Below are 23,346 nucleotides of genomic sequence, written 5' to 3'. Positions count from 1 at the left end.
CCCGGAAGCCCACCGAGAGCATACGTAACTTTTGTCCGATTTGCCCGAGACTCGCTAGCTCCTAGGTCGCCGCCAGCACCAGCGGCTCCGAGGTGAGGAAGTAACGCTGGTCGTCGGCGTCCGATGCGGACGGCTGCCGGAGCCGCTCCACCGCCAGGTAGCCACCGCTCGCGTACGCCGCCCCGGGCGTCCAGCCCACCCCGTCGGCCCCCACGTTCAGCACGAAGCGGGACCGCTCGGCTCCGGTGGCCGGGTCGACGGTGATCAGGTCGTTCGTCTCGGTGATCAGGTGCACCCGGTCGGGTTGGACCGCCACGATCCGGACCGGCCCGAGGTCGGTACGCCGCCAGACCTCCTCGCCGTCACGGGCGGACCGTCCGGTGACCACGCCGTCCGCCGCCCGGACGACCCACTCCCCGGTCAACTCGGCGTCGGCCGGGTCGAGTGCGGGTGCGGCCACCGGGCCGTCGGCGGCCAGCAGCCAGCCTCGCCCCCCGTCGTCGCCGGGGCCGGTGACACGTAGGCCACCGCAGCGCACGCCCTCGGTGAGGCACCCGACCGGCGTGACGCTCCACTCGGCGGCGGCACCCGGCGGCTCCCACCGGTCCACCGGCTCACCGCTGCGCAGGTCGCGGAGTTCGACCACCGCCGGACCCCCGCACCGGTCCAGCGAGGCGAATCGGCCGGTCGAGGTGGTGCCGACGTCGGTGCGGCAAGCACCGTCCACCTCCGTCGACCAGAGTTGCCGACCGTCGTCGAACGAGAAGGCGGCGAGTCGCTGCGGCCCGGACACCACGAGCGTCGGCGAGTCGCCGGCGTCGGCGTGGAACAGGCCCGCCGGGCTCCAGACCGCACCGGCGCCGGTGCGGCGCGCGGTCCAGCCCTGCGCGGGCGCCGGGCCGTCGACCTGCCAGGCCACCTGTCCGGTACGCGCGTCCAGCGCCACCAGCTTCCCGTCCGACCAGTGGCTCACCACCGTGGTTCCGTTCGCGACGACCCCGCTCACCTCGGCGGGCCAGCGCCGGAACGACCAGTACGGCGTGCCCCGGTGCCGGGCGTCCACCGGCCCGTCGGCGTACACCTGCCTCTGTGCCGCGTACACCCGGAGGCGACCATCGACGATCAGCGGCGCCACCGGCAGCCGGCCGACCACCCCGGCCTCCCGCTCGGCGGCGGTCGGATACTCGCCCCGCGCGGTCGTGCTGACCTCGGCCGGAGCGAGTACGCGGTACGCGGTGATCGCGGTGACCGCGACCATGACAGCCACGGACACCACCGCCACGATCCGCCGCCGGCCCGTCGTCAACCCCATCCCGCACCTCCGACCGGCACCCTATCCAGCCGGGCTGAGTGCGTCGGGGCACGGCCCCGAGGGTACGGACGTCACGCCCACCGGGTAGGGCCGTCGCGGCACGGGGAACGGCCCTGTCGGGGCCGTCGCGGCACGGGAAGGCCGTGTCCCACGAGAGCGGTACGGCGCTCGCGGAACACGGCCTGTGGGTGTCAGCGGGTGAAGCGCCCGTCCCGGATCGCGCCGACGAACGACGTCCAGTCCGGCGGGCTGACCACGAGGACCGGCCCGGCCTGGTCCTTGGAGTCGCGTATGCCCACCACGCCGTGGACACGGGCCAGGTTGTCGGCCACCTCCACACAGAGTCCCTGGTCGTTCGAGCGGCTGCTGGTGCGCCAGACCGCGCCCACGAGTTCGCGCATCGTCATCTCCTCGGTTTGTGACGTGTCGCCAGCCGGGGCCGGGCCGACCGGAACGGGGGGCACCGGCCGGCCCGGCGCGTCGTGGCGACGCAATTCCGAGTCATCAACGAAGTCGGTGACGGTCCTTGATCGCACATCGAGTGCGATCAAGGAACAGTGTCGGGTTGGGGTCAGTTCGCGGGCGTGACCGTACCGGTGACCGCACCCAATTCGATGGTGCTGCCGTCCGGTCCGGGAGCGGTCGCGGTGATGGTCACCGTGTCCCCGTCGGCGAGGAAGGTTCGCTCCGCCCCGTCCACCACGACCGGCTCGGTGCCGCCCCAGGTGAGCTCAAGGAACGAGCCGACCTGGTTCCGGCGCGGGCCGGAGACGGTGCCGGAGGCGTACAGGTCGCCGGTACGCAGCGAGGCGCCGTTGACGGTCAGGTGCGCCAACTGCTGGGCCGGCGTCCAGTACATACCGGCGAACGGCGGCTCGCTGACCGCCTCGCCGTTCCAGCGCACGGTCAGCCGCAGGTCCAGCCCCAGGCGCGACTCCTCGCGCAGGTAGTCGACCACCGGCGGGTCCTGCTCCGGGGCGGGTACGAAGGCGTCTCGCAGCGCGTCCAGCGGGGTGATCCAGGCGGCCACCGAGGTGGCGAACGACTTGCCGAGGAAGGGCCCGAGCGGCTGGTACTCCCACGCCTGGATGTCCCGAGCCGACCAGTCGTTGACCAGCACCACCCCGAAGACGTGGTCGGCGAAGTCGGCGGCGGCGACCCGGCGTCCGAGCGGGCTCGGCACACCCACCACGAACCCGACCTCGGCCTCGATGTCCAGGCGCGCGGACGGGCCGTAGACCGGCCCCTGCGGACCGGGCCGCTGGCCGTGCGGGCGTACCACCGGGGTGCCGGAGACCACCACCGTGCCGGCTCGGCCGTGGTAGCCGATCGGCAGGTGCTTCCAGTTCGGCAGCAGCGGCGGTTGGCCCGGCCGGAAGATCGACCCGACGTTCGAGGCGTGGTGCTCCGAGGAATAGAAGTCGACGTAGTCGGCCACCTCGAAGGGCAGTTCCATCGTCACCTCGGCCACCGGCACCAGCAGCGGCTCCACCGCCGCACGGTGGGTCTCGTCGGTGAGCAGCTCGGTGATCCGCTGTCGGGCGGTGGTCCACTGCGGGCGGCCCAGCGCCAGGAACGCGTTCAGCGTGGACTGCCGCAGCGCGCCGCCGGCCAGCACCAGGCCGGCCTCCTCCGCGCCCGCCAGGTCCAGCACGAGGTCCCCGACGCGTACGCCGATCCGGGGCTCGCCGGAGCCCACCCGGAACACCCCGTACGGCAGGTGGTGCACCCCGTACCCGGAACCCTCGGCACCCGTCACCCAGCTCACGCCGACCCTCCGTTCCACCGTGCCCACTCGCTCATCCCTCGAATCCTCCGTTCACCAGCCCGAGCCGGATCAGGTCGGTCAGTGGTTCGGTAATGCTGCACGAGCCGAAGCCCACCCAGAGCGGGCGCGCCGAGTCGCGTCGTCCCTCGGCGCCCTGGACCAGCGGGCGCTCGTCGCGCACGGTGAGCAGCTCGGCGACGGCGTCCACCCCGGCTCCGTCGGCGGCGGCCAGCGTGGCGGCCAGCACGTTGCCGAAGCCGTGGTGGGTGAATCCGGTCTCCGGATCCACCTGCCGCACGGCGTGGTGCAGCCCGGCGGTCAGCTTGAACGGCAGCCGTCGGTCCCGGCAGGCGCAGATCACCGCGGCCAGCTCGGCGGGGGTGGGGAACAGCTCGGCGGCCAGCCCGCCGGTGCGGAACTTCGCGGCGACCGGCAGTCCACCGGCCCGCGCCTCGGCCAGCGCGTCCAGCGCCCCCATCAGCCCGAAGGTCAGCGGGATCTCGGCGTAGACGGGTACGCCGTCCAGCCGCTCGGTCAGCGTCACCAGCTCGGCCAGGCCGGGCTGCGGGTCCTCGCCGCGCCGGGCGACGGGCGCTTCGACCTGCCGGGCGGTCACGCCGAGCGGAGGCAGGCACGACAGCGCGAGCGGCAGGCGGTCGAGACCGGTGTCGCCGATCAGCCCGATGGCGAGCCCGGGATCGGCCAGCCCGTCCAGCTCGCCTGCGGCCACGGTCGAGGCCGGCAGCAGCAGCGGGCCGACGAGGTCGGCGTACCAGGCGGCGCGGTGTTGCCGGTGGGCGGCGAGGGCGTCGGGCAGCGACGCGCTGCCCGGCGGGAAGACGGCGGCGTCGTCGACCAGTCCGGTGACGAGCGCGGGCAGCTGCGTTGACACGAGACAAGAATGTACGGGACGCTCTAAGAAGCGGACAACAGCGTCCGATTATCGGACGCGCTGGTGACGGGAGGCGAGATGCCGTACTACCGCAGCGTCGGCGAGGTGCCACGGAAGCGCCACACCCAGTTCCGGCAGCCCGACGGCAGCCTCTACACCGAGGAGCTGATGGGCCAGGAGGGCTTCTCCTCCGACTCGTCCCTGCTCTACCACCGGTACGCGCCGACCGCGATCGTCGCCGCCGAGGAGTTCACCCCACCGGCGGTGACCCGGGCACCCAACCTGCCGCTCAAGCCCCGGCACCTGCGGACCCACAAGCTCGACGGCACCGGGGCGGACCCGGTCCTCGGTCGGCGCTACCTGCTCGCCAACGACGACGTCCGGATCGCGTACGTGCTGGCCGACCGGCCCTCCCCGCTGTTCCGGGACGCCACCGGCGACCACTGCCTGTACGTCGAGTCCGGGGCGCTGCGGGTCGAGTCGACCTTCGGGGTGCTGGACGTGACCGCCGGCGACTACGTGATCATTCCGACCTCGACGGTGCACCGTCTGGTGCCCACCGGTGACACGCCGACCCGGCTGCTCGCCGTCGAGGCGTCCGGTCACATCGGCCCGCCCAAGCGCTACCTCTCCGTACGCGGGCAGTTCCTGGAGCACTCGCCGTACTGCGAGCGCGACGTCCGGGGACCGGACACGCCGCTGCTGGTCGACGGCACCGACGTGGACGTGCTGGTCCGTCACCGTCGCGGGTGGACCCGCCACGTCTTCGCCAACCACCCGTTCGACGTGGTCGGCTGGGACGGGCACATGTACCCGTGGGCGTTCTCCATCCACGACTTCGAGCCGATCACCGGCCGGGTCCACCAGCCGCCACCGGTGCACCAGACCTTCCAGGGGCCGAACTTCGTGATCTGCTCGTTCGTCCCGCGCAAGGTCGACTACCACCCGGGCGCCATCCCGGTGCCGTACCACCACCACAACGTCGACTCCGACGAGATGCTCTTCTACACCGGCGGCAACTACGAGGCCCGGCGCGGCTCCGGCATCGAGCAGGGGTCCATCTCGCTGCACCCGTCCGGCTTCACGCACGGCCCCCAGCCCGGCGCGGCCGAGCGCTCCATCGGCGTGGACTTCTTCGACGAGCTGGCGGTCATGGTCGACACCTTCCGGCCTCTCGACCTGTGCGACGCGGCGAGCGAGTGCGAGGACGACGCGTACGCCTGGACCTGGGCCCGCCGCCCCTGAACCAGGCGCGTCACCCGGCCGGTCAGGCGACCGGTCGGGTGATGATCGCGAGCTGCGCGGCCATCGCCACCCCGATCGCCAGCACCAGCGGCCACGGGGTGCCCAGCAGGGCGTAGAGCAGGATCAGCACGGGCGCCACGCACGCCCCGTAGACGGCGAACGCGAGCGTCCGGTCGGTCCGCCGCAGCACCGGCAGCACGGTCCGGGTCAGGCCGGGCAGCCGCGACGCCTGCCGCCACACCACGAAGCCGCCGCCGGCTGCGGCCAGCAGCGCCATCATGCGGGAGAAGCCGGGCCCGGTGGCGGCCGAACAGGCGACCAGCACGGCGGCGATCACCGACCAGCCGGCGCCCCAGACGACGAGCTGCCGCAACGCCGCCGGCACGGTACGGTCGGCGACCGGACCGGCCGGACCCGCGTCGCCCGGCGCGGCAAAGGGATCACCCTGGTACCCACCGGCCGACCCGCTCTCGGACGGCCAGGTCGGCGGCTCGTCCCGCCCGTCGGCGGACCGACCGGCACCCGCCCCGGCCTGGTTCGCGCCGCCCTGGTCCGATCCACCCAGCGGCCAGCCGGCCCCGCTCTGACCGCCCGGCTGGCCCGTTTCCGGCCCGCTCGTGCCGTCCGGTCGACCCGTCCCGCTCTGACCCGCCGTGGGCCAGCTCAGGCCGCCGGTGGGCCAACTCGGGCCACTCTGGCCTGTCGCGGGCCACCCGGGACCGCCCTGGCCTGACGTCGGCCCGCCCGACCCACTCTGACCCGGTTTCGGCCCGTCCGAGGTGTCGTTCCGGCTCTGGTCGAGACCGCTCAGGTCGTCCGGGACGGTGTCCGTCCGGTTCGGGTCGGTCCGCGACCCGTCCCGGCGGCCCGAATCGGGCGGCAGGCTGGCCACCGCCGCCTCCGCGAGCTGCTCCAGAGTCGCGCTCCACCGGCGCTGCTCCAACCGCAGCACACCGACGTCCTCGCTCACCTCGGCCAGCCGTGGGTCCAGCCGCAGCGCCTCCCGGTAGGCGCGCTCGGCCAGGTCGTACATCTGCATGTTGGCCGCCACCAGGCCGAGCACCAGATGTGCCTGCGGCTCCTCGGGCGCCAGCTCCACCCCGTGCCAGGCCGCGTTCAGCGCCGGCTGTCCGTTGCGGGAGCCGGCCAGGATCGCCGCCGCGCTGCGCTGCGCGTACGCGTCCTCCGGCCCCAGCGCCATGATCTCGTCGGCGGTACGGGCGGCGTCTGCGTACCGTTCCAGGTCGCTCAGGGCCAGGCCCCGCACGACGAGTGGGGCGAGCTGCCCCGGCGCGGCTGCCACGGCGGTCTCGGCGGCGGTGAGCGCCTCGGCCGGGCGGCCGGCGGCCAGGTGCACCCGGGCCAGCATCGTCGACACGTCGACGGCGGCGGGGTCGAGGGCGAGCGCGAAGCCCAGCTCGGCGGCGGCCTCGTCGTAGCGGCCCAGCTCGCCGAGGAGAGTGGCGCGCTCAAGGTAGCCGTCGGCGGCGGGCGGATCGGTGGGGACGTCGGCGGACATCGCGCGAGCCTAGCTCGCCTGCTCGTAGACCAGGGCCACCGCGATCCCGGCGAGCCCCTCGCCACGCCCGGTGAAGCCCAGCCCGTCGGTGGTCGCGGCGGAGACGGTGACCGGTGCGCCGACCGCCTCGGAGAGCACCCGCTGGGCCTCCGCGCGGCGTGGGCCGATCTTCGGGCGTACGCCCACGACCTGCACCGACACGTTGCCGATGGCGAAACCGGCGGCCCGCACCCGACGGGCCGACTCGGTGAGCAGCGCCACCCCGCTGGCGCCCGCCCATTCGGGCTGGTCCACTCCGAAGTTGGCGCCCAGGTCGCCGAGACCGGCGGCGGAGAGCAGCGCGTTGCAGGCGGCGTGGGCGACGACGTCCGCGTCCGAGTGCCCGGCCAGGCCGTCCTGGTCGGGCCAGTGCAGACCGGCCACCCAGCAGGGCCGACCCGCCTCGAAGGCGTGCACGTCGGTGCCGATGGCCACCCGAGGAACGATCATGAAACGAGGGTACGCGCTAGGGCCTGTGTCGAAGTCCTCGGCTCGACCGAGGACTTCGACACAGGCGCTAGGCGCCGTGGGAGAGCAGGTGCTCGGCCAGCGCCAGGTCGAACGGCCGAGTGATCTTCAGAGCGTGGTCCGACCCGGGTACGCAGTACACCGGTACGCCCTGCTTCTCGACCAGCCCGGCGTCGTCGGTGAGCGGGTCACCGGCGGCGGCGTGCGCGGCGGCCAGCACCGCCCGGCGAAAGCCCTGCGGCGTCTGCACGGCCCGCAACGCGGCCCGGTCGACGGTGCCGAGCACCACCTCGCCCGCGTCGACCTCCTTGATCGTGTCGACCACCGGCAGCACGGGGATCACCGCGTCGTGCCCGTCCCGGACCGCGGCGGCCACCGACTCCACCAGTTCCGACGGGGTCAACGCGCGGGCCGCGTCGTGCACCAGGACTATCTCGGGGCCCTCCGGCACGGCGGCCAGCGCGGCGGCGACCGACGCCTGCCGCTCCGTCCCGCCCGGCACCACCGTCACCGGTGCGACCGGGGCGAGCATTTCGCGGACCGCCGAGACGTCGGCGACCGGAGCGGCCACCACGATGGTGTGCACCGACGCGGCGGCGGCGAGCCGGCGGACCGCGTGCACCAGCAGCGGCTCGCCGGCCAGTAGTCGTAGTGCCTTCGGACGGCCGGGCCCCAGGCGTACGCCGGCACCGGCCGCAGGCACGAGGACCGCGACGTCACCGCGCGGATTAAGCTGCGCGGTCACGTCGCGGTCCTCGATGGTTTCTTCACTACGAAGTGGGTACGACGATGCTGTGCGGACTAGGCCTCGGTCAGCACCTTGTCGAGCAGCGTCTCCGCCTCGTCCTTGGTGCTCTTCTCGGCCAGCGCGACCTCGCCAACGAGAATGTCGCGAGCCTTGGCGAGCATCCGCTTCTCGCCTGCGGACAGCCCGCGCTCCCGCTCCCGGCGCCACAGGTCACGCACGACCTCGGCCACCTTCAGCGGGTTGCCGGAGGCCAGCTTCTCCAGATTTGCCTTGTAACGCCGCGACCAGTTGGTCGGCTCCTCGGTGTGCGGAGCCCGGAGAACGTCGAATACCTTGCCGAGACCCTCTTCGCCGACCACCTCGCGCACGCCCACGATCTCGGCGTTCTCAGCGGGCACCCGGACCGTCAGGTCACCCTGCGCGACCCTCAGGACGAGGTACTGCTTGGGCTCGCCCTTGATGACCCGAGTCTCGATTGCCTCGATGAGTGCGGCCCCGTGGTGGGGGTAAACAACGGTCTCGCCGACACTGAAAACCATAGGTTCGAAACCCCTTTCGCTGTGTCTAGGGTAACACGCTCAGGCACCGATGTCTCACCGCTGTCCTGACCGTTGGCGCAGCTCAGGGGCCCTGTGAGAGGTATTTCTTCGGCTTGACAGACCGCCCAAACAATGATTCGACCACGCTGCGTAATCGGCAGATGACCCCCGGGCACCGCCCGGGGAAGAGCATCGAAGATCACGACTGGCATCGCACGTCAGGGCCTACGCCACCCGCCCCATGATATCCCGCCGTTGAAGAGTGTGGGCAGCGGTAGCGGGACCCGGGCCTGGTACGAGACCCTTGAGGGGTGCCCGCGTATGCACATCCGTGACGGTCGAGAGCGACCGGCGACGGGGCGGTTCCACCGCCGGTCGCGCTGAGGAGGTGGTGATGGGCAAGGCCGACGCCGACGGTCCCGGGTTGCCCGACCTGCCGCCCGAGTGGGGCCGGGTGGTCGTCCCCGACGACGCCGCCGCCCTCGCGGACGAAGCCGAGCAGGTACGCCGCGAGCTGCGCGGCAGGGCCACCGGGCACGCCCGCCGATGGCGTCCGTCCGCGTTGCCCGTGCTCGCGCTGCTGCTCGCGGTCGTGGCGACCGTCGCCGGCCTGGCCGCCGCCACCTGGCCCCGTGCCGGCCGCTCCCCCGGGCCGACCACCGGCACCGGCGACCCGGCACCGATCCGGCTCACCGGACGACCGCTGCCCGCTCTGGACCTGGTCGACGGCGGCCAGTCCCCGGTGCCGCTGCGCGGCCTGGTGCCGACCGTGGTGTTGCTGGTCGACGGGTGCGCCTGCCCGGAGCGGGTCGCCGAGGCAGCGACGGCGGCACCGGCCGGAGTGAGTCTGGTCACCGTCGCCGCCGCCCGCCCCCGGGCCGCACCGGCCGGCACCGAGGTACGCGCGCTGGCCGATCCGGCCGGTGGCCTCCGCGACTTCCTGCACCTGCCGGCCCGCCCGGACACCGTGACCGCCCTGCTCGCCGATCGCACCGGCCGGGTCGTCCTGGTCGTGCCCGAGGTCGACTCCCTCGCCGACTACCAGGCCGAACTCACCCGGCTGGCGGGCTGACCGCGACCCGGCGAGCCGGACCGCGAACGCCTGGCTCGTCCTGCCACCGCGACACCCGGCCCTTCCGGCACCGGCGGCCGGTCGGCGGCCACGACCGATCTCAGGCCTGAGCGACCAGACGCGCCACCAGCTGAACCTGCGCCGCGTCGCCGGGATGGAACGTGACCCGCAGCCGCCCGCCGGCACCGGTGATCCCGATCGTCGACACCGCTCCCGTGCACTCGACCCGGTGTGGGTAGAACGCCCCCCGGGCACCGTCGACGGCGACATTGACCTCGCCCGAGCCGGTGCACCTGACGAACAGCGCCAACTGGTCGCCATCGCCGACCCGAGCAGTGCGGACCACGGGCTCGCCCGCCCGCAACACCGAGCGGTCGAACCACACCACGTTGCCGCCGCCCGCTCGCCGCCGGCCCGGCTCTCCGGACTCCGGAGCGCTGACGGCGCCGGACCCGGCCCCGGCCAGCACGCGTCTCGTGCCATCGCGCGGTTCGAGCACGAGAGAGGAGCCGGCGGCCGGATCCACCCCGATCACCGCGCCGGTGGCCGCATCCACCCAGAACGACGCCGTCGTCCCTGGTCGGGGCGAGGCACTCCCGCGATACTGCTCGGCCCAGTCACCGGTACGCGGATCCACCTGCCAGTAGGTCGCCTGCCCAGATCCGTCCGACGCGAGCCCGGTGCCGGCGCTCACCACCGGTCCGGTCGGTGCGGTCGCCTGCCACCATCCGCCACCGGCGCCGAGCGCCACCACGCCCACAGCGGCGAGCAGGGCGCCTCGGAGCCGATGGACGGGATCATCACGCATGCCGGAAAGAGTAGATGCTCGAACGGCTCAGGACGGCGCGATCAGGCGGGCCTCCAGTTGCAACGGCTCCGCACCGGCGGTGGAGAACGAGATGCGCACCGGCCCGCCGGTGCCGGTGACCTCCGTCATGGCCGCCCCACCGTCGCAGCCGATCGTGATCGGATCGGCCGCCCGCGCTCCGTCGACCGTCACCAACAGATCTCCCGGCCCGACGCACCGGAAGCGGAGGCGGAACGTCTCCCCGTACCCGATCGGGGCCTGTCGGACCACCGACGCTCCCTCGGTCAGTTTCGTCAGCTCGGTCCAGACCACATCGCGGACCTCCGCCCGCCGTAAGCTCCGATGGTCGGCACTGGACGAGGCGTCCACCGTGCCGCCGGGTGGCCCGTACCCGCCGCCGGGAGGCGCCGAGACGACGCCGCCGGTTCGTGCGTCGAGTACGACACTGGTCCTGGTGCCGGGTTCCATCCGCCACGTCGTCGCCGACCTCGGGCCGTCGCCGGAAGCGATCGACGCCGGGGCACCCAGCGTCGGCTCCTGCGCCTGCCACCACCAGCCCCCGAGCACCAGCGCGACCGCACCGAGCCCGGCGAGCAGAGCGCCGCGCAGCCGGTGAACCGGATCGACGTTCATCTTTAAACAGTAGCCGCCCGAACGGTCAGACATGACGTTCCAGCAGGACCGCGTAGAGAGTCAGACCGGGTCCGAAGGCGAGCATCACCACCCGGCGCGGTGACGGCGCGGCCCGCAGCAGACGGTCGAGGATCAGCAGCACCGTCGGGGACGAGCAGTTGCCGTGCTCGTCCAGCGTCGCCCGGGACGCCGCCAAACCGGTCAGCGGCAGTTCCAGTTCGCGCTCCACCACGTTCAGGATGCGAGGGCCGCCCGGGTGCACCGCCCAGCCGTCCACCCCGGACACCGTGGCGCCGTGCCGGGCCAGCAGATCCTCCACCAGCCCGCGTACGTGGGTCGACAGCACCTGCGGCACCTTCGGCGAGAGCCCCATCCGGAAGCCGGTGTCGGTCACGTCCCACGTCATGTGATCGGCCGTGGAGGTGTCGGTGACCGAGGTGACCTCGCGTACCGCGTACCCCCGACCACCGGGGACGAGCACGGCGGCGACCGCGGCGTCCGAGAAGAGCGCGTGGGAGACGATCTGCTGGGTGTCCACCCGGGCCGACGAGGGTTGCAGGTGCAGGCTGGTCAGCTCGGCGCAGAGCAGCAACGCCGGGCGCCCCCGGGAGACCACGAAGTCACTGGCCGCACCCAACCCGGGCAGGGCCGCGTAACAGCCCATGTGGCCGACGAACATCCGCTGCGTCGTCGGGGACATGCCCAGGTCACGAGCGAGCAGGATGTCCAGCCCCGGGGTGGCGTACCCGGTGCAGGAGCAGACCACGAAGAGACCGACGTCCCCGGCGTCCAGGCCGGCCGAGGTCAACGCGCGGCCGACCGCCTCCTTGCCCAGCGGCAACGCCTCCACCAGGTAGCGGCGCATCCGCCGCTCGGTCGGCCAGTCCGAGACGTCCTCGATCAACGGACTCACCGCCGCCTGTCGGCGGGTCACCCCCGAGTTCGCGAAGATCCGTTCGGCGAGCGCACGGGTGCTGCCGGAGTAGTGCCGGGAGAAGAACCTCTCCCAGAGTTCCTGCTGGTCGGCCGAGGGCGGATGAGCCGTACCCACACCCGCGATCACCGGTACGGTCACCGTCCCACCTTCCGCTCGCTCGGGCTCCTCACGCTCACCAACGAGGAGCCGACCCGTCACGGTCCGGGTCGCCGCCGAGCGCGGCGATGCCCAACCAGTCGGCACAGACGTCGGAGGTGGCCGGGTGCAGCGACCCGCAACGGGCGTCCCGATAGAGGCGCTCCAACGGGTGACCACGCCGGGTGGCGGAGGTGCCGGCCGCCTCCAGCATGGACGCGGCCACCTCCGCCGCGGTCGTACCGGCCAGCAGCTTGGCCCGCCACACCCAGCGGTTCGTCTCGGCGTCGCCCGGTGCCTCGTCCACCCGACGGGCCGCCTCGGCGACCGCGAGCTGCGCCGCCGCCACCGCCGCGTCGGCCCGCCCCAACCGGGCACGGACCGCCGGCAGGTGCGTCAGACCCCGGGCGTGCAGGTGCTCCGCCGCCGCGTCGATCGACGCCCGCGCCACCCCGACGTAGACGGCGGCGTAGCTGGCCACCAGCCAGTGCGGCATGAGCTGGGCGACCACCAGGGCCAGACCCTCCACCCCGCCGAGCAGCCGATCGGACGGCACGGTGACGTCCAGGTGCAGGTCGTGCGAGGCGGTCGCGCGCATGCCGAGCGCGTCCCAGGTCGGCTCGACGGTCAGGCCCGCACCGGACGGGACCAGGAACTGCGAGACCACCGACGGGTCGGCTGCGCTGCGCGCCGCCACCAGGTAGCCGTCGGCGTGACCGGCGCCCGAGCAGAAGGTCTTGCTGCCCTTGATCCGCCAGCCGCCGTCGACCGGTTCGTAGACCGTGGTGAGCTGGGACAGCCGGGCGCCGGCACCGCGTTCGCTCATCGCGACCGCGTACCACGCACCCTCGGCCGCCGCCCGCAGCAACCGGTCGCGGGCGGCGAGCGCCTCCTCCGGTACGCCCAACGCCTCGGCCAGTTCCTCGGTGACCGCGCCCAGGGCGCCGGTGACCGAGGCGTGCATGTTGAACACCAGAGCCGTGGCGCCGTTGCCCCGGGCCAGTTCGGTGGCGACGGCCGCGTACCCGGCGAACGTCGAGCCGGTGCCGCCCAGCTCGGCGGGGACCATCAGCCCGAACAGCCCGGCCGCACCGAGATCGGCGAAGTCGTCGACCGGGAACGACCCGTCCCGGTCGTGCTCGGCCGCGCGGGCGGCCAGCCGGGGCGCCAGTCTCCGCGCGACGTCCGACACCGACCGCTCGCTGCGCTCGCTCATGCCAGCACTCCGCTGCGCTCCGTCATGGAACCCCCTTCTCGGCTTCCCTTACCCCCGCCCGGAGCGGCTACCCGCCGTACACCCCGCGTCCCTGGTAGAGCACGGCCGGCGAACCGGTCGGCACGATCCGGGGCGCCTGACCGGGCGGCGTCGCCGCGCCGCGTACCTGCCGGAACAGCCAGCGCAGCAGGCCCGGCACCGCCGGGCGGACACCCCGGACCCGTAGGTCCACGCCGTGGCGGGCACACTCGGCCACCAGCTCACGATGGTCCACGAACAACCGTGGGTCGTGGATGCCGCGCGGCACGGTCGGCAGCCGCTCGGCGATGCGGACCGCGACCAGCCGACACAGCGCGGTGTCGTTGAGCGTGTCCAGCACCAGCAACCCGCCGGGACGCAGCAGACGACATGCCTCGGCCACCACGGCCCGCCAGTCGGGTACGTGTTCCAGCAGCTCACCGGCGGCCACCACGTCGGCGCACCCGTCGGCGAGGGGCACCGCCGTGGCGTCGCCATTGACCACCGTCACGCCGTGCGCGGCCGCCTGGGCCAGCGCGGACCGGGTCAGGTCCACTCCCACGTGGCGGTAGCCCTTGCCGACCAGATGCGGGGCGAGCAGACCGGCGCCGCAGCCGAGGTCGACCAGGAGCGCGTCGGGTCGCGTCGCCGGTGGCACCATGGCCGCCCGTGCCTCGGCCAGCCAGTGCAGCATCGCGAACGCGCCGTCCGGCCGCCACCATTCGCCGGCCAGGTCGTCGTACTGACGCGGGTCGTTGCGGGGCAGGCTCAAGCCGGCGTCACGCATTCACCGAGCGTGGCACGACTAGCCGGTAACGACCAGACTTCCGTTATGTCGTCCACGGTGTTAGGGCTGGTCAGAGCGAGCCATCCAGAGCCGACGATGGCCGTCACCACAGTGGCCGGTCTGCTCGCGGCCGGCGTCGGGCACCCGCCCGGCGGGATCGCCGTGGTGGCGCTGACGGTGGCGGCGAGCCAGTTCGCGGTGGGGTGGACCAACGACGCGCTCGACGCCGACCGGGACGCCGCGGTGGGGCGTACCGACAAGCCGGTGGCCGCCGGTGTCGTCAGCCGGCGGGTCGTCGCGGTGGCCGCCGGGCTGGCCGCCGTCACGACCGTGGCGCTGGCCCTGACCACGAACCCGGCCGCTGCGCTCTGCGCCGTCGTCGCGCTGGTCTCGGCCCTGCTGTACGACTGGCCGCTCAAGTGGACCCCGGTCTCGGTGCTGCCGTACGCCATCTCCTTCGGCGCGCTGCCCGCCTTCGTGGTGCTGGCGCTGCCCGGCGCGCCGACGCCGCCGGTGTGGCTGATCGCCGCCGCGGCCCTGCTCGGCGCCGGTGCGCACTTCGCCAACGTGCTGCCCGATTTCGCCGACGACGCCCGGACCGGGGTGCGCGGCCTGCCGCATCGGGTGGGTCCGGCGGGCAGCCGGGCGGCCGCCGTCGGGCTGCTCGTCGCGGCGACCGTCACGCTGGTGCTGGGGCCGCCCGGTCCGCCGTCCGGGCTGGGGCTCGCGGCGGTCGTCGCGGCCGTGATCATCCTGGTCCTCGCCTGGTACGCCGGACGCACCGCCGACCGGCCCGGGGCCCGCTCGGTGGCCGCCTTCCGGGCGGTCATGCTGGTGGCCCTGATCGATGTCGTCCTGCTGGTCACGAGCGGTCGACTGGTCTGACCACGTCCCCCGGCAGGTGGCAGCACCGGGTCGCCGTGCGGGCCACGATCAGCTCCAACTACGCTGGGAATCGGTCTGCGCGGGTATGGCCAGCGGTTCCGGCGACGTCGCCGGGGTGTGATCGTGACGAGGAGGACCGACGTGACGCGCTCGATCAGGGGTTCCCGGCGGGCTGCCGTACTGCTGCCCGGGATCGCGGCGGCAGCCGGCATGCTGCTGCTGTCGGGATGCGGCGCCGGTCAGATCTCCGAGACGGCGAACAAGGTCCCGTCGATCCAGGGCGTCGACCTCCAGGCCGAGGACGGCCGGTACGGCGTACGCAGCGTGCTGATCGCCTACCCCGGCGTGGAGGGCTACCAGGCCGGCGACGACGCCATCCTGAACGCGCTCTTCTACAACGACTCGCCCGACCCGGTCACCGTGACCGTCACCTCGTCGGACGCCCGCGAGGTGGTACTCACCACGGTCCAGGCCGCGACCAGCCCGTCGCCCACGGCCTCGCCCTCGCCGACCGGCTCCCCGTCGCCGGAGCAGTCCCCGGAGGGCACCCCCTCCCCGGGCGGTTCCCCGTCGCCCGACGAGACGCCCTCCCCGGACGAGACGCCCTCGCCCGACGCGACCGAGTCGCCGGCCGGCGGGCCGGCCCGGATCGAGATCCCGCCGCTGAGCTACGTGCAGCTCAACACCGAGGGCGAGCAGGTGCTCCAGCTCCTCGGGCTGAACTCGGCACTGCTCGCCGGTCAGAACGTCACGGTCAGCTTCGACTTCGGCGACGGCAACACGATCACCAGCCCGGCTCCGGTGGCCGTGCCGCTCAGCCCGGCCCCGCCGCCGTCGCCGATCATCGAGCGGCACACCGAGTTCGAGGGCGAAGGCGGCCACTGACCCGTCCTGCCGGAGGTTCCGACGGCACCGTCGGCGTGGTGCACCCATGCCGGCGGTGCCGTCGTCGTACCGGGGGGTTAGCGTCGCTCGGGTGAGCATCTCCCGATCGACCCCGGCCCGGGGAGCGGGTGGCGGGCGCGGCAGGGCCGCCGCCCGTGAGCCCCGCCCCGCGTACGAGTGCGACGCCTGCGGGCACCAGCCGCCCAAGTGGGTGGGGCGCTGCCCGGAGTGCGCCGAGTGGGGCTCGGTGGTCGAGTGCACCGTCACCGGCCCGACCGTCTCCGGACGCGTGGTCAGCTCCCGGATGCCCGCCGAGCCGGCCCGGCCCATCGCCACCATCAGTGCCGCACCGGCGCGCGCCCGGCCCACCGGCGTCAGCGAGCTGGACCGGGTGCTCGGCGGCGGGCTGGTGCCCGGGGCGGTGGTGCTGCTCGCCGGTGAGCCGGGAGTCGGCAAGTCCACCCTGCTGCTCGACGTGGCCCAGCAGTGGGCCGCCGGAGCGGGCAGCCCCTCGCTGGTGGTCAGCGGCGAGGAGTCGGTGAGCCAGGTGCGCCTGCGGGCCGAGCGGATGGGCACCCTGCACGACCAGCTCTACCTGGCCGCCGAGAGCGACCTCGCGGCGGTGCTCGGCCACCTCGACGCGGTCAAGCCCGGCCTGCTGGTGCTCGACTCGGTGCAGACCATCTCCACCACCGGCACCGAGGGCGTTCCGGGCGGGGTGACCCAGGTGCGGGCGGTCACCGCCGCCCTGGTCGCGGTCGCCAAGGAGCGCGGCATCGCCACCGTGCTGGTGGGGCACGTGACCAAGGACGGCCAGGTAGCCGGTCCCCGGGTGCTGGAGCACCTGGTCGACGTGGTGCTGCACTTCGAGGGCGACAAGCACTCCTCACTGCGGATGGTGCGCGGCGTCAAGAACCGGTTCGGCGCCGCCGACGAGGTGGGCTGCTTCGAGATGCACGAGGGCGGCATCAGCAGCCTGGCCGACCCGTCCGGGCTGTTCCTCACCCGCTACAGCGAGCCGGTGCCGGGCACCTGCGTGACGGTGGCGATGGAGGGACGCCGGGCGCTCGTGACCGAGGTGCAGGCGTTGATCGGTGCCACGGTGGCCGGTTCGCCCCGGCGTACCGTCTCCGGGCTGGACTCGGCCCGGCTGGCGATGGTGCTCGCGGTGCTCCAGCGTCGCACCGAGCGGCTCACCCTGCACGACCGGGAGGTCTTCGCGGCCACCGTCGGCGGCATCCGGGTGGTGGAGCCGGCGGCGGACCTGGCGGTCGCCCTCGCGGTCGCCTCCGGCGGTCTGAACCTGGCGATCGCGCCGCACCTGGTGGCGATCGGCGAGGTCGGCCTGACCGGCGAGGTACGCCGGGTGGGAGCGGTGCCGCGCCGACTCTCCGAGGCGGCCCGGCTCGGGTTCCGGCTGGCCCTGGTGCCGCCTGGCTGTGGCCCCGCGAGCACCGGCGCCGGGCCGGAGCAGATGCGGGTGGTGGAGGTGTCCGACGTCCGGGCGGCGTTGCAGGCCGCAGCCCGGGCTTCGGCGGAGTGAGCCGCGTCTCCGGCGGACGGGACGGACGGGACGGGCCGAATCGTGACACATCCCAGTAACCACGGGAGCACCCACCGCAGGGCAGTCCGTAGACTGTGCCCGTGCCGATCGACCGCGAAACCACCAAGCCTGCCGGCGCGACACCCCACGCCCGCACCGGTGCCGTGGGCTCGCCCGCTCGTCCGATCAGCGTCAGCGTGACCGGGGGCGGCAGCGCCGGCGACCCGCTGCGCGCGAATCTGGCGCTGATGGCACCGGGCACCGCGCTCCGCGACGGCCTGGAGCGCATCCTGCGCGGTCGCACCGGCGCACTGATCGTCCTCGGGTACGACAAGGTGGTCGAGGGTCTGTGCACCGGCGGTTTCCCGCTGGACGTCGAGTTCTCCGCCACCCGGGTCCGTGAGCTGTGCAAGATGGACGGCGCGGTGGTGCTCTCCAGCGACGGCACCCGGATCGTCCGGGCCGCCGTGCACCTGATGCCCGACCCGACCATCCCGACCGAGGAGTCCGGCACCCGGCACCGCACCGCCGAGCGGGTGGCCCGGCAGACCGGATACCCGGTGATCTCGGTCAGTCAGTCGATGCGGATCATCAGCCTCTACGTCAACGGCCAGCGGCACGTGCTGGACGACTCGGCGGCCATCCTGTCCCGGGCCAACCAGGCGTTGGCCACCCTGGAGCGCTACAAGCTCCGGCTGGACGAGGTCTCCGGCACCCTCTCCGCGCTGGAGATCGAGGACCTGGTCACCGTCCGGGACGCGGTGGCCGTGGTGCAGCGGCTGGAGATGGTCCGCCGGATCGCCGACGAGATCGCCGGCTACGTGGTCGAGCTGGGCACCGACGGCCGACTGCTCGCCCTGCAACTCGACGAGCTGATGGCCGGCGTGGACGCCGACCGCACCCTGGTCATCCGGGACTACCTGCCCGCCGGCCGTAAGCCCCGCACCCTCGACGAGGCCCTGGTCGAGCTGGACCTGCTCAGCGCCACCGAGCTGATCGACCTGGTGTCGGTCGCCAAGGCGATCGGTTACCCGGCCGCGTCCGACGCGCTGGAGGCGGCGGTCAGTCCGCGCGGCTTCCGACTGCTGGCCAAGGTGCCCCGGCTGCCGGTGGCGGTGGTGGACCGGCTGGTGCTGCACTTCGGCAGCCTCCAGCGGCTGCTCGGCGCGACGGTCGAGGACCTGCAGGCCGTCGAGGGCGTCGGCGACGCGCGGGCCCGAGGCGTACGCGAGGGACTCTCCCGGCTCGCCGAGGCGTCCATCCTGGAACGCTACGTCTGAGCCGGGCGCGATCACCGGCCGGCGCGGATCCCCGCCCGGTTAGCCGTGAGCCGGTGCCGATCAGCCGGTCAACCGGAGCTTGGCCGGCTGACTCAGTCGGGTACCCACCCGCGCGAAGACCTCGTACGTCCCGGCCTGCACGACCGGGCCGTTCGCCACTCCCTCGGCGCACCGGCTGCTGTCCTTGCCGTTCCAGCCGACCTGGTAGGAACGCTCGAAGCCCGGCGTGAAGGACTGGACGTCCGACCCAGAGGCCGTACCACACGTGTCCGAGGACCACACCACCTCGGCGCCGGACTTGATGAAGATCTCCTGCGCGTCCGCGCCCACGTCCCGGCTGCACGTCCGCTCCGCCCGGTTGCGGATCTTGAGATGCAGGTCGACGGCGGCACCGCGTACCACCTCGCCGGGCAGAGCCTGGGCGGTCACCACGATCTCGTTGTCGGTGCACGAGCCGTCGTCGGTCGAGGTGTTGTTGACCGGCGGGTCGTTGCTGAGCGACGGCTCGTTCGACGGGCTGGCCGCCGGGTCGCCGGACGGCGTGGACGGGCCGGCCCCGGCGTCCCCTGACGGGGGCGAGCCGGTCTCCGGGGTCAACACCGACCCGGTCGGCCCCGGCGTACCGGTCGACGCACCGGGATCGGGCTGACCGTTGCCGGTCGCACCGGGGTCGCCGCTCTGCCCGTTACAGGAGTAGAGCACGACAACCAGCAGGAGCAGGACCGCGCCGAGCACGACGGCACGACGCCGCCAATACACCGCGGGAGACAGGGGGCCGACCGTCAGACGCATGATGCCCCCACCGTAGCGGCGTCGCACACGACGGACGGTAGCGACGCGCCGGGGTCGACAGCACCCATCGGAACCCACTCTCCATTCACGACGGTGTGAGGTGTGAGCGAGGCCGATTCGTCACTCACCGTATTTGTCCGGCCTCGGTCAGAGATACACCTTGCGTTGGTAGATCGCGTGCGCGCCGGCCACCCGGTCCAGGAACAACAGCCCGGCACAGTGGTCGATCTCGTGTTGCAGGGCCCGCGCCTCGAAACCGTCGGTGACCAGGCGTACCATCTCGCCACTGCCCGGCAGCGCCCCCTCGACCACGAGCCGGCTCGCGCGCTTGACGTCACCGGTCAGGTCCGGCACCGACATGCACCCCTCCCGGCCCGCCTTCCACCGGGTCGCCTCGACCACCCGCGCGTTGCAGAGCGCGAACGTGCCGTGCAGCGTGACCGCCTTGGGGTGGCCCGTCACGTCCACCGCGAACACGTGCGCCCCCACCCCCACCTGCGGTGCGGCCAGACCGACGCAGCCGGGCGAGACCCGCATGGTGGCGATCAGGTCGGCCGCCAACCGGACCGTCTCCTCGTCGGTCGGGTCGACCTCCGCGCCGGCCCGACTGAGCACCGTGTGCGGGGCGGAGACCACCGGCAGGACCGCGCCGGCACCCAGCGACTCGGGCGTCCACGCCCCCAACCCGGCGTACGCCTCGGCGGCCAGGTCCGGCGTACCCGCGTCGCCGCTCACAGCAGATCCGGTTCGGCGGGACGGAGAGTGACGTCGACACCGAGATTCGTGGCGGCTTCGGACAGCCGGGCGGCGAGCGGTCCGGCCGCACCCGGCGGCAACTCGACCTCGGCCACCACCACGTAGAGCGACCCCACCAACCGGGTACTCAGATCCGTGACGTTGCCGCCGGCCTCGGTCAGCACCCGGGTCATCGCGGCCACGATGCCCATCCGGTCCGCCCCGTGCACCGCTACCACGTACGGCTCGCCGGCCGGAGCCGTCTCCCCGTCCGGCGTGACCTCGCGTACGGTCGCCAGCAGTTGGCCGTCGGCGGTCAGCGTGGCCAACGCGGCCTCCACCTCGGCGGCGGCCGGGCCCACACAGATCAGGGTCATCGCGAAGTGTCCGCGCAGCCGGGTCATGGTGCTGTCGGTGAGGTTCGCCCCGAGCCGGGCCAGCACCTCGGCGACGTCGGCCACGATGCCGGGTCGGTCCCGACCGATGACGGTGATCGCGAGCTCGTTCATCCGGGCATTCTCCCCGATCCACGTACGCCGACGGTGGCGGCCCGCCCGGACCGTCCAGTCGGCGGAATCCCGCGCCCGTGGCCGGACCGCCCAGTCGGCGGAATCCGGCACCCGTGGCATGATCGGCGACGCGATGACAGAACCCACCTTCGCCGGCCTGGTGAGCCGGTGGTACGAGCGCAACGCGCGGGACCTGCCGTGGCGCCATCCCGACGTCAGCCCGTGGGCCATCCTGGTCAGCGAGGTCATGCTCCAGCAGACCCCGGTGGTCCGGGTGCTGCCCGCCTGGCAGGCGTGGCTGGCCCGCTGGCCCACCCCGGCGGCACTGGCGCAGGACACCCCGGCTGAGGCGATCCGGATGTGGGGGCGGCTCGGCTACCCCCGCCGGGCGGTCCGGCTGCGGGAGTGCGCGGTCGCCGTCGTGGATCGGCACGGCGGTCAGGTGCCCGATCAACTGGAGCAGTTGCTCGCCCTGCCCGGGGTCGGCACGTACACGGCGCGGGCGGTGGCGGCTTTCGCGTACGGGCAACGGCATCCGGTGGTCGACACCAATGTGCGGCGGGTGGTCTGCCGGGCGATCGCCGGAGAGCCGGACGCCGGTCCGGCGACCCGGCCGGCGGACCTGGTCGCCACCGAGGAGCTGCTGCCGGTCGAACCGGCGGCCGCCGCCCTGGCCAGCGCCGCGTTCATGGAGCTGGGCGCGGTGGTCTGCACCGCCCGCTCGCCCCGCTGCGGTGTCTGCCCCGTCGAGACGAGCTGTGCGTGGCGCGCGTCGGGCCAGGTGGCCCCGGACGGCCCGACCCGCCGACCGCAGCGGTACGCCGGCACCGACCGCCAGGTACGCGGCCTGCTGCTCGGGGTGCTGCGCGAGGCGACCGGCCCGGTGCCGCACCAGCGGCTGGACCAGGTCTGGTCGGACGACGTGCAGCGGGCCCGGGCGCTGTCCGGGCTGGTGACCGACGGCCTGGTCGAGCCGGTCGGCGAGACCGCGTTCCGCCTGGTCGGCGACGGCCCACCGGCCCCGGTGCCGACCTGACCTCGGACGCTCGGACGCTGAGCTGACCTCGCGCTCTCGGACGCCGCCCGGCCTCGGACTCCCGGGTGTCGCCTGACCTCGCGCGGTGGCCCGGACGCCGACCTGATGTCAGGACCGGGTCGGTTGTGCACTGGACAGACGAGCGGGCCGGCTCCCCAACGTGGGAAGCCGGCCCGCTCGGTTCTGCCTGGCGCGGCTGGCCTGCCCGATCCGCACGATCCGCATGGGGAAGCCTGCCCGATCGATGGTGCTCGGTCAGGCGGAGTAGCCACGGCTGGCGATCCAGTCCGCCAGCACCTCGGTGTCCATCCAGTACTCGGCCTTTGCCGGATCCGCCGAGTCCGCGATCTTCACCTGGCTGCCGCCGTCGCGATAGCCGGTCACCGAGATGTAGTGGCCGGCCTCGAACGAGTGGCTGCCGCCGCCGGTGTCGAAAGCGGTGCCGAAGACGTTGGCGACCACGCTCCGGCCGTCGTCGACCGTACGGACGACGTCCTCGCGCAACCGCTCGGTCTCCGCCTCGTCGGCGACCTGGCCGGGGATCTCCACCGTGCGGTAGACGTCCTTACCGGCCTTGTCGTTCAGCGCCTTGGTGATCACGAACGCGGAGTCGGTGCCCCGCTCGGTGGTGCCCATCTCACGGGCCAGGTCGTCCTGGGAGACGTCCTTGTCCAACACGCTGAGGGCGTTCCGCACCGCCGCCGGACCGCAGTAGTAGAAGTTCGGCTGGGCCTGGTAGCGGACCTTGAGCTGCCGCTCACCCTTGCCGTGGCCGCGCTCCGTCAGGGCGGACAGGGCGTCGGTGTTGTTCGTCGCCGTGCTGTTCGTCGCCGCCACCGCGGCCATCGGCCCGCTGATCATCCCGCCGGCACAGACGGCACCGGCGGCGGTCAGGGCGGCCTTACGCATCAACGTCGTCATGATCATACCTTCCAGCTCGGGGATCGACACGACACCCGGAAATACAGGAGGGTGCGGATACCGCATCGGAAGGAAGAAGCAGGTGGCACCACGATCGGTGGGGTGGCCTGCCATGGGTGCAACGGCTCGGATAGGCCACACATTCCGGGCTTACCGGGCGTACGCGAATCGCCCTGCGGGACAGCGAGGCCGTCGCCGCCGGCCGCCCACGAGAGCCGCTGCGACCACCTCCGGTACAACCGCTCGGGCTGCCCGCCCATGCCCGGACGGCGGGTGACGGGGTCCATCCGCGAGTCGGCAGCGGTGGAATGCGACCCGGTGCGGCCACGTATCCCGAATGTCCGGTTCTTGGCACGTGACCAGCCTGGCGACACGACGGCGGCCCGGTGGCAGATGCCACCGGGCCGCCGCTGGTCGAACCAGCCGGTTACCTACTCGTCCGCGCCTGCCGCGGCGGTGCTGCCGCCGAGGTCGGCCGGGACCGCGTCCGGCACGGTGACCGGCCGGTCGGAGCCCTTGAAGACGAGCTTGGACTTGTCGATGTCGTTCGGGTCGCCCTCGCAGTCGACCACCACGATCTGACCGGGGGTCAGTTCGTTGAACAGGATCCGCTCGGACAGGTTG

Annotated in this window: 23 protein-coding genes and 2 pseudogenes; 7 read left to right on the top strand and 18 right to left on the bottom strand. The window is 73.3% G+C overall.

Annotated elements, in window-relative coordinates; translation table 11 throughout:
- Positions 1-61 precede the first annotated feature (61 nt).
- The 4 genes from ACWDVW_RS30085 to ACWDVW_RS30070 all read right to left on the bottom strand — a co-directional run bounded on the left by ACWDVW_RS30085 (position 62) and on the right by ACWDVW_RS30070 (position 3,972).
- Positions 62-1,312 carry an outer membrane protein assembly factor BamB family protein gene (locus ACWDVW_RS30085; protein ID WP_449955635.1) on the bottom strand — a complete coding sequence of 417 codons (1,251 nt, stop codon included), beginning with the start codon at positions 1,310-1,312 and terminating at the stop codon, positions 62-64.
- A 191-nt stretch (positions 1,313-1,503) separates the two neighbouring features.
- Positions 1,504-1,713: a DUF397 domain-containing protein gene (locus tag ACWDVW_RS30080; RefSeq protein ID WP_449955633.1), complete on the bottom strand. Its 210-nt coding sequence runs from the start codon at positions 1,711-1,713 to the stop codon at positions 1,504-1,506.
- A gap of 170 nt (positions 1,714-1,883) precedes the next feature.
- The gene (gene fahA / locus ACWDVW_RS30075; RefSeq protein ID WP_449955630.1) at positions 1,884-3,080 is read right to left on the bottom strand and encodes a fumarylacetoacetase; all 1,197 of its coding nucleotides are present in this window, start codon (positions 3,078-3,080) and stop codon (positions 1,884-1,886) included.
- A gap of 31 nt (positions 3,081-3,111) precedes the next feature.
- Entirely contained in the window at positions 3,112-3,972 is an 861-nt protein-coding gene (locus ACWDVW_RS30070; RefSeq protein WP_449955627.1) for a hypothetical protein, read from the bottom strand.
- 78 nt (positions 3,973-4,050) lie between these two features.
- Between ACWDVW_RS30070 and ACWDVW_RS30065 the strand changes: the two genes are divergently transcribed.
- Positions 4,051-5,217, top strand: a complete 1,167-nt coding sequence (locus tag ACWDVW_RS30065) for a homogentisate 1,2-dioxygenase (RefSeq protein WP_350699188.1) — start codon at positions 4,051-4,053, stop codon at positions 5,215-5,217.
- A gap of 844 nt (positions 5,218-6,061) precedes the next feature.
- Here ACWDVW_RS30065 and ACWDVW_RS30060 read toward each other — a convergent pair.
- The 4 genes and pseudogenes from ACWDVW_RS30060 to ACWDVW_RS30045 form a co-directional block, all read right to left on the bottom strand.
- Positions 6,062-6,736: pseudogene (locus tag ACWDVW_RS30060) on the bottom strand (tetratricopeptide repeat protein); the annotation flags it as partial.
- 9 nt (positions 6,737-6,745) lie between these two features.
- Positions 6,746-7,225: a 2-C-methyl-D-erythritol 2,4-cyclodiphosphate synthase gene (gene ispF / locus ACWDVW_RS30055; protein ID WP_449955624.1), complete on the bottom strand. Its 480-nt coding sequence runs from the start codon at positions 7,223-7,225 to the stop codon at positions 6,746-6,748.
- 67 nt (positions 7,226-7,292) lie between these two features.
- Positions 7,293-7,988, bottom strand: a complete 696-nt coding sequence (gene ispD / locus ACWDVW_RS30050) for a 2-C-methyl-D-erythritol 4-phosphate cytidylyltransferase (protein ID WP_449955621.1) — start codon at positions 7,986-7,988, stop codon at positions 7,293-7,295.
- 56 nt (positions 7,989-8,044) lie between these two features.
- The gene (locus ACWDVW_RS30045) at positions 8,045-8,530 is read right to left on the bottom strand and encodes a CarD family transcriptional regulator (RefSeq protein ID WP_007073334.1); all 486 of its coding nucleotides are present in this window, start codon (positions 8,528-8,530) and stop codon (positions 8,045-8,047) included.
- Positions 8,531-8,924: 394 nt separating this feature from the next.
- On the opposite strand from ACWDVW_RS30045, the gene ACWDVW_RS30040 reads away from it, so the two are divergent.
- Positions 8,925-9,602, top strand: a complete 678-nt coding sequence (locus ACWDVW_RS30040; RefSeq protein ID WP_449955618.1) for a hypothetical protein — start codon at positions 8,925-8,927, stop codon at positions 9,600-9,602.
- Between the two features lie 100 nt (positions 9,603-9,702).
- On the opposite strand, the gene ACWDVW_RS30035 is transcribed toward ACWDVW_RS30040, so the two are convergent.
- The 5 genes from ACWDVW_RS30035 to ACWDVW_RS30015 all read right to left on the bottom strand — a co-directional run bounded on the left by ACWDVW_RS30035 (position 9,703) and on the right by ACWDVW_RS30015 (position 14,136).
- Positions 9,703-10,410, bottom strand: coding sequence for a hypothetical protein (locus ACWDVW_RS30035; protein ID WP_449955615.1), 708 nt, complete (start codon positions 10,408-10,410; stop codon positions 9,703-9,705).
- A gap of 27 nt (positions 10,411-10,437) precedes the next feature.
- Complete coding sequence (locus tag ACWDVW_RS30030) at positions 10,438-11,043, bottom strand: hypothetical protein (RefSeq protein ID WP_449955613.1); 606 nt, start codon at positions 11,041-11,043, stop codon at positions 10,438-10,440.
- Positions 11,044-11,068: 25 nt separating this feature from the next.
- Positions 11,069-12,118 carry a type III polyketide synthase gene (locus tag ACWDVW_RS30025; RefSeq protein WP_449955610.1) on the bottom strand — a complete coding sequence of 350 codons (1,050 nt, stop codon included), beginning with the start codon at positions 12,116-12,118 and terminating at the stop codon, positions 11,069-11,071.
- A 34-nt stretch (positions 12,119-12,152) separates the two neighbouring features.
- On the bottom strand, positions 12,153-13,331 hold the full coding sequence (locus ACWDVW_RS30020; protein WP_449955607.1) for an acyl-CoA dehydrogenase family protein: 1,179 nt from the start codon (positions 13,329-13,331) through the stop codon (positions 12,153-12,155).
- 67 nt (positions 13,332-13,398) lie between these two features.
- On the bottom strand, positions 13,399-14,136 hold the full coding sequence (locus ACWDVW_RS30015; RefSeq protein WP_449955604.1) for a methyltransferase domain-containing protein: 738 nt from the start codon (positions 14,134-14,136) through the stop codon (positions 13,399-13,401).
- A gap of 9 nt (positions 14,137-14,145) precedes the next feature.
- Here ACWDVW_RS30015 and ACWDVW_RS30010 point away from each other — a divergent pair, with 9 nt between their 5' ends.
- The 4 genes from ACWDVW_RS30010 (at position 14,146) to disA (ending at position 18,729) form a co-directional block, all read left to right on the top strand.
- On the top strand, positions 14,146-15,021 hold the full coding sequence (locus tag ACWDVW_RS30010; protein ID WP_449955601.1) for a UbiA family prenyltransferase: 876 nt from the start codon (positions 14,146-14,148) through the stop codon (positions 15,019-15,021).
- Positions 15,022-15,162: 141 nt separating this feature from the next.
- Positions 15,163-15,906 (top strand): hypothetical protein, encoded by a 744-nt coding sequence (locus ACWDVW_RS30005; protein ID WP_449955671.1) that lies wholly within the window; start codon positions 15,163-15,165, stop codon positions 15,904-15,906.
- 91 nt (positions 15,907-15,997) lie between these two features.
- Positions 15,998-17,449 carry a DNA repair protein RadA gene (gene radA / locus ACWDVW_RS30000; protein ID WP_449955598.1) on the top strand — a complete coding sequence of 484 codons (1,452 nt, stop codon included), beginning with the start codon at positions 15,998-16,000 and terminating at the stop codon, positions 17,447-17,449.
- 101 nt (positions 17,450-17,550) lie between these two features.
- Positions 17,551-18,729, top strand: a complete 1,179-nt coding sequence (disA, locus tag ACWDVW_RS29995; RefSeq protein ID WP_449955595.1) for a DNA integrity scanning diadenylate cyclase DisA — start codon at positions 17,551-17,553, stop codon at positions 18,727-18,729.
- Between the two features lie 60 nt (positions 18,730-18,789).
- On the opposite strand, the gene ACWDVW_RS29990 is transcribed toward disA, so the two are convergent.
- From ACWDVW_RS29990 to ACWDVW_RS29980, 3 genes are all read right to left on the bottom strand, one after another.
- Entirely contained in the window at positions 18,790-19,521 is a 732-nt protein-coding gene (locus ACWDVW_RS29990) for a hypothetical protein (protein ID WP_350699164.1), read from the bottom strand.
- Positions 19,522-19,668: 147 nt separating this feature from the next.
- A complete protein-coding gene (locus ACWDVW_RS29985) occupies positions 19,669-20,229 on the bottom strand; it encodes a peptide deformylase (protein WP_449955668.1) in 561 nt (186 codons plus the stop codon).
- A 23-nt stretch (positions 20,230-20,252) separates the two neighbouring features.
- Complete coding sequence (locus ACWDVW_RS29980; protein ID WP_350699162.1) at positions 20,253-20,765, bottom strand: glycine cleavage system protein R; 513 nt, start codon at positions 20,763-20,765, stop codon at positions 20,253-20,255.
- Between the two features lie 133 nt (positions 20,766-20,898).
- Here ACWDVW_RS29980 and ACWDVW_RS29975 point away from each other — a divergent pair, with 133 nt between their 5' ends.
- Positions 20,899-21,801, top strand: a complete 903-nt coding sequence (locus ACWDVW_RS29975; protein WP_449955665.1) for an A/G-specific adenine glycosylase — start codon at positions 20,899-20,901, stop codon at positions 21,799-21,801.
- 255 nt (positions 21,802-22,056) lie between these two features.
- Here the strand turns inward: ACWDVW_RS29975 and ACWDVW_RS29970 are convergent, their stop codons facing one another.
- Both ACWDVW_RS29970 and ACWDVW_RS29965 read right to left on the bottom strand, forming a co-directional pair.
- Positions 22,057-22,725 (bottom strand): C39 family peptidase, encoded by a 669-nt coding sequence (locus ACWDVW_RS29970; protein ID WP_449955662.1) that lies wholly within the window; start codon positions 22,723-22,725, stop codon positions 22,057-22,059.
- A gap of 428 nt (positions 22,726-23,153) precedes the next feature.
- Positions 23,154-23,346 (bottom strand): annotated as a pseudogene (locus ACWDVW_RS29965) (AAA family ATPase); the annotation flags it as partial.

This window comes from Micromonospora sp. NPDC003241 (genome assembly GCF_053589795.1).
Note: the sequence above shows the minus strand (reverse complement) of the source record. Positions and strands in the feature narration are given on the sequence as shown.

Coding starts and splice junctions, on each gene's coding strand:
- ACWDVW_RS30085 (WP_449955635.1), bottom strand. CDS start 1,312: ATGGGGTTGACGACGGGCCGGCGGCGGATCGTGGCGGTGGTGTCCGTG.
- ACWDVW_RS30080 (WP_449955633.1), bottom strand. CDS start 1,713: ATGCGCGAACTCGTGGGCGCGGTCTGGCGCACCAGCAGCCGCTCGAAC.
- ACWDVW_RS30065 (WP_350699188.1), top strand. CDS start 4,051: ATGCCGTACTACCGCAGCGTCGGCGAGGTGCCACGGAAGCGCCACACC.
- ispF (WP_449955624.1), bottom strand. CDS start 7,225: ATGATCGTTCCTCGGGTGGCCATCGGCACCGACGTGCACGCCTTCGAG.
- ACWDVW_RS30045 (WP_007073334.1), bottom strand. CDS start 8,530: ATGGTTTTCAGTGTCGGCGAGACCGTTGTTTACCCCCACCACGGGGCC.
- ACWDVW_RS30040 (WP_449955618.1), top strand. CDS start 8,925: ATGGGCAAGGCCGACGCCGACGGTCCCGGGTTGCCCGACCTGCCGCCC.
- ACWDVW_RS30035 (WP_449955615.1), bottom strand. CDS start 10,410: ATGCGTGATGATCCCGTCCATCGGCTCCGAGGCGCCCTGCTCGCCGCT.
- ACWDVW_RS30030 (WP_449955613.1), bottom strand. CDS start 11,043: ATGAACGTCGATCCGGTTCACCGGCTGCGCGGCGCTCTGCTCGCCGGG.
- ACWDVW_RS30020 (WP_449955607.1), bottom strand. CDS start 13,331: ATGAGCGAGCGCAGCGAGCGGTCGGTGTCGGACGTCGCGCGGAGACTG.
- ACWDVW_RS30015 (WP_449955604.1), bottom strand. CDS start 14,136: ATGCGTGACGCCGGCTTGAGCCTGCCCCGCAACGACCCGCGTCAGTAC.
- ACWDVW_RS29990 (WP_350699164.1), bottom strand. CDS start 19,521: ATGCGTCTGACGGTCGGCCCCCTGTCTCCCGCGGTGTATTGGCGGCGT.
- ACWDVW_RS29980 (WP_350699162.1), bottom strand. CDS start 20,765: ATGAACGAGCTCGCGATCACCGTCATCGGTCGGGACCGACCCGGCATC.
- ACWDVW_RS29975 (WP_449955665.1), top strand. CDS start 20,899: ATGACAGAACCCACCTTCGCCGGCCTGGTGAGCCGGTGGTACGAGCGC.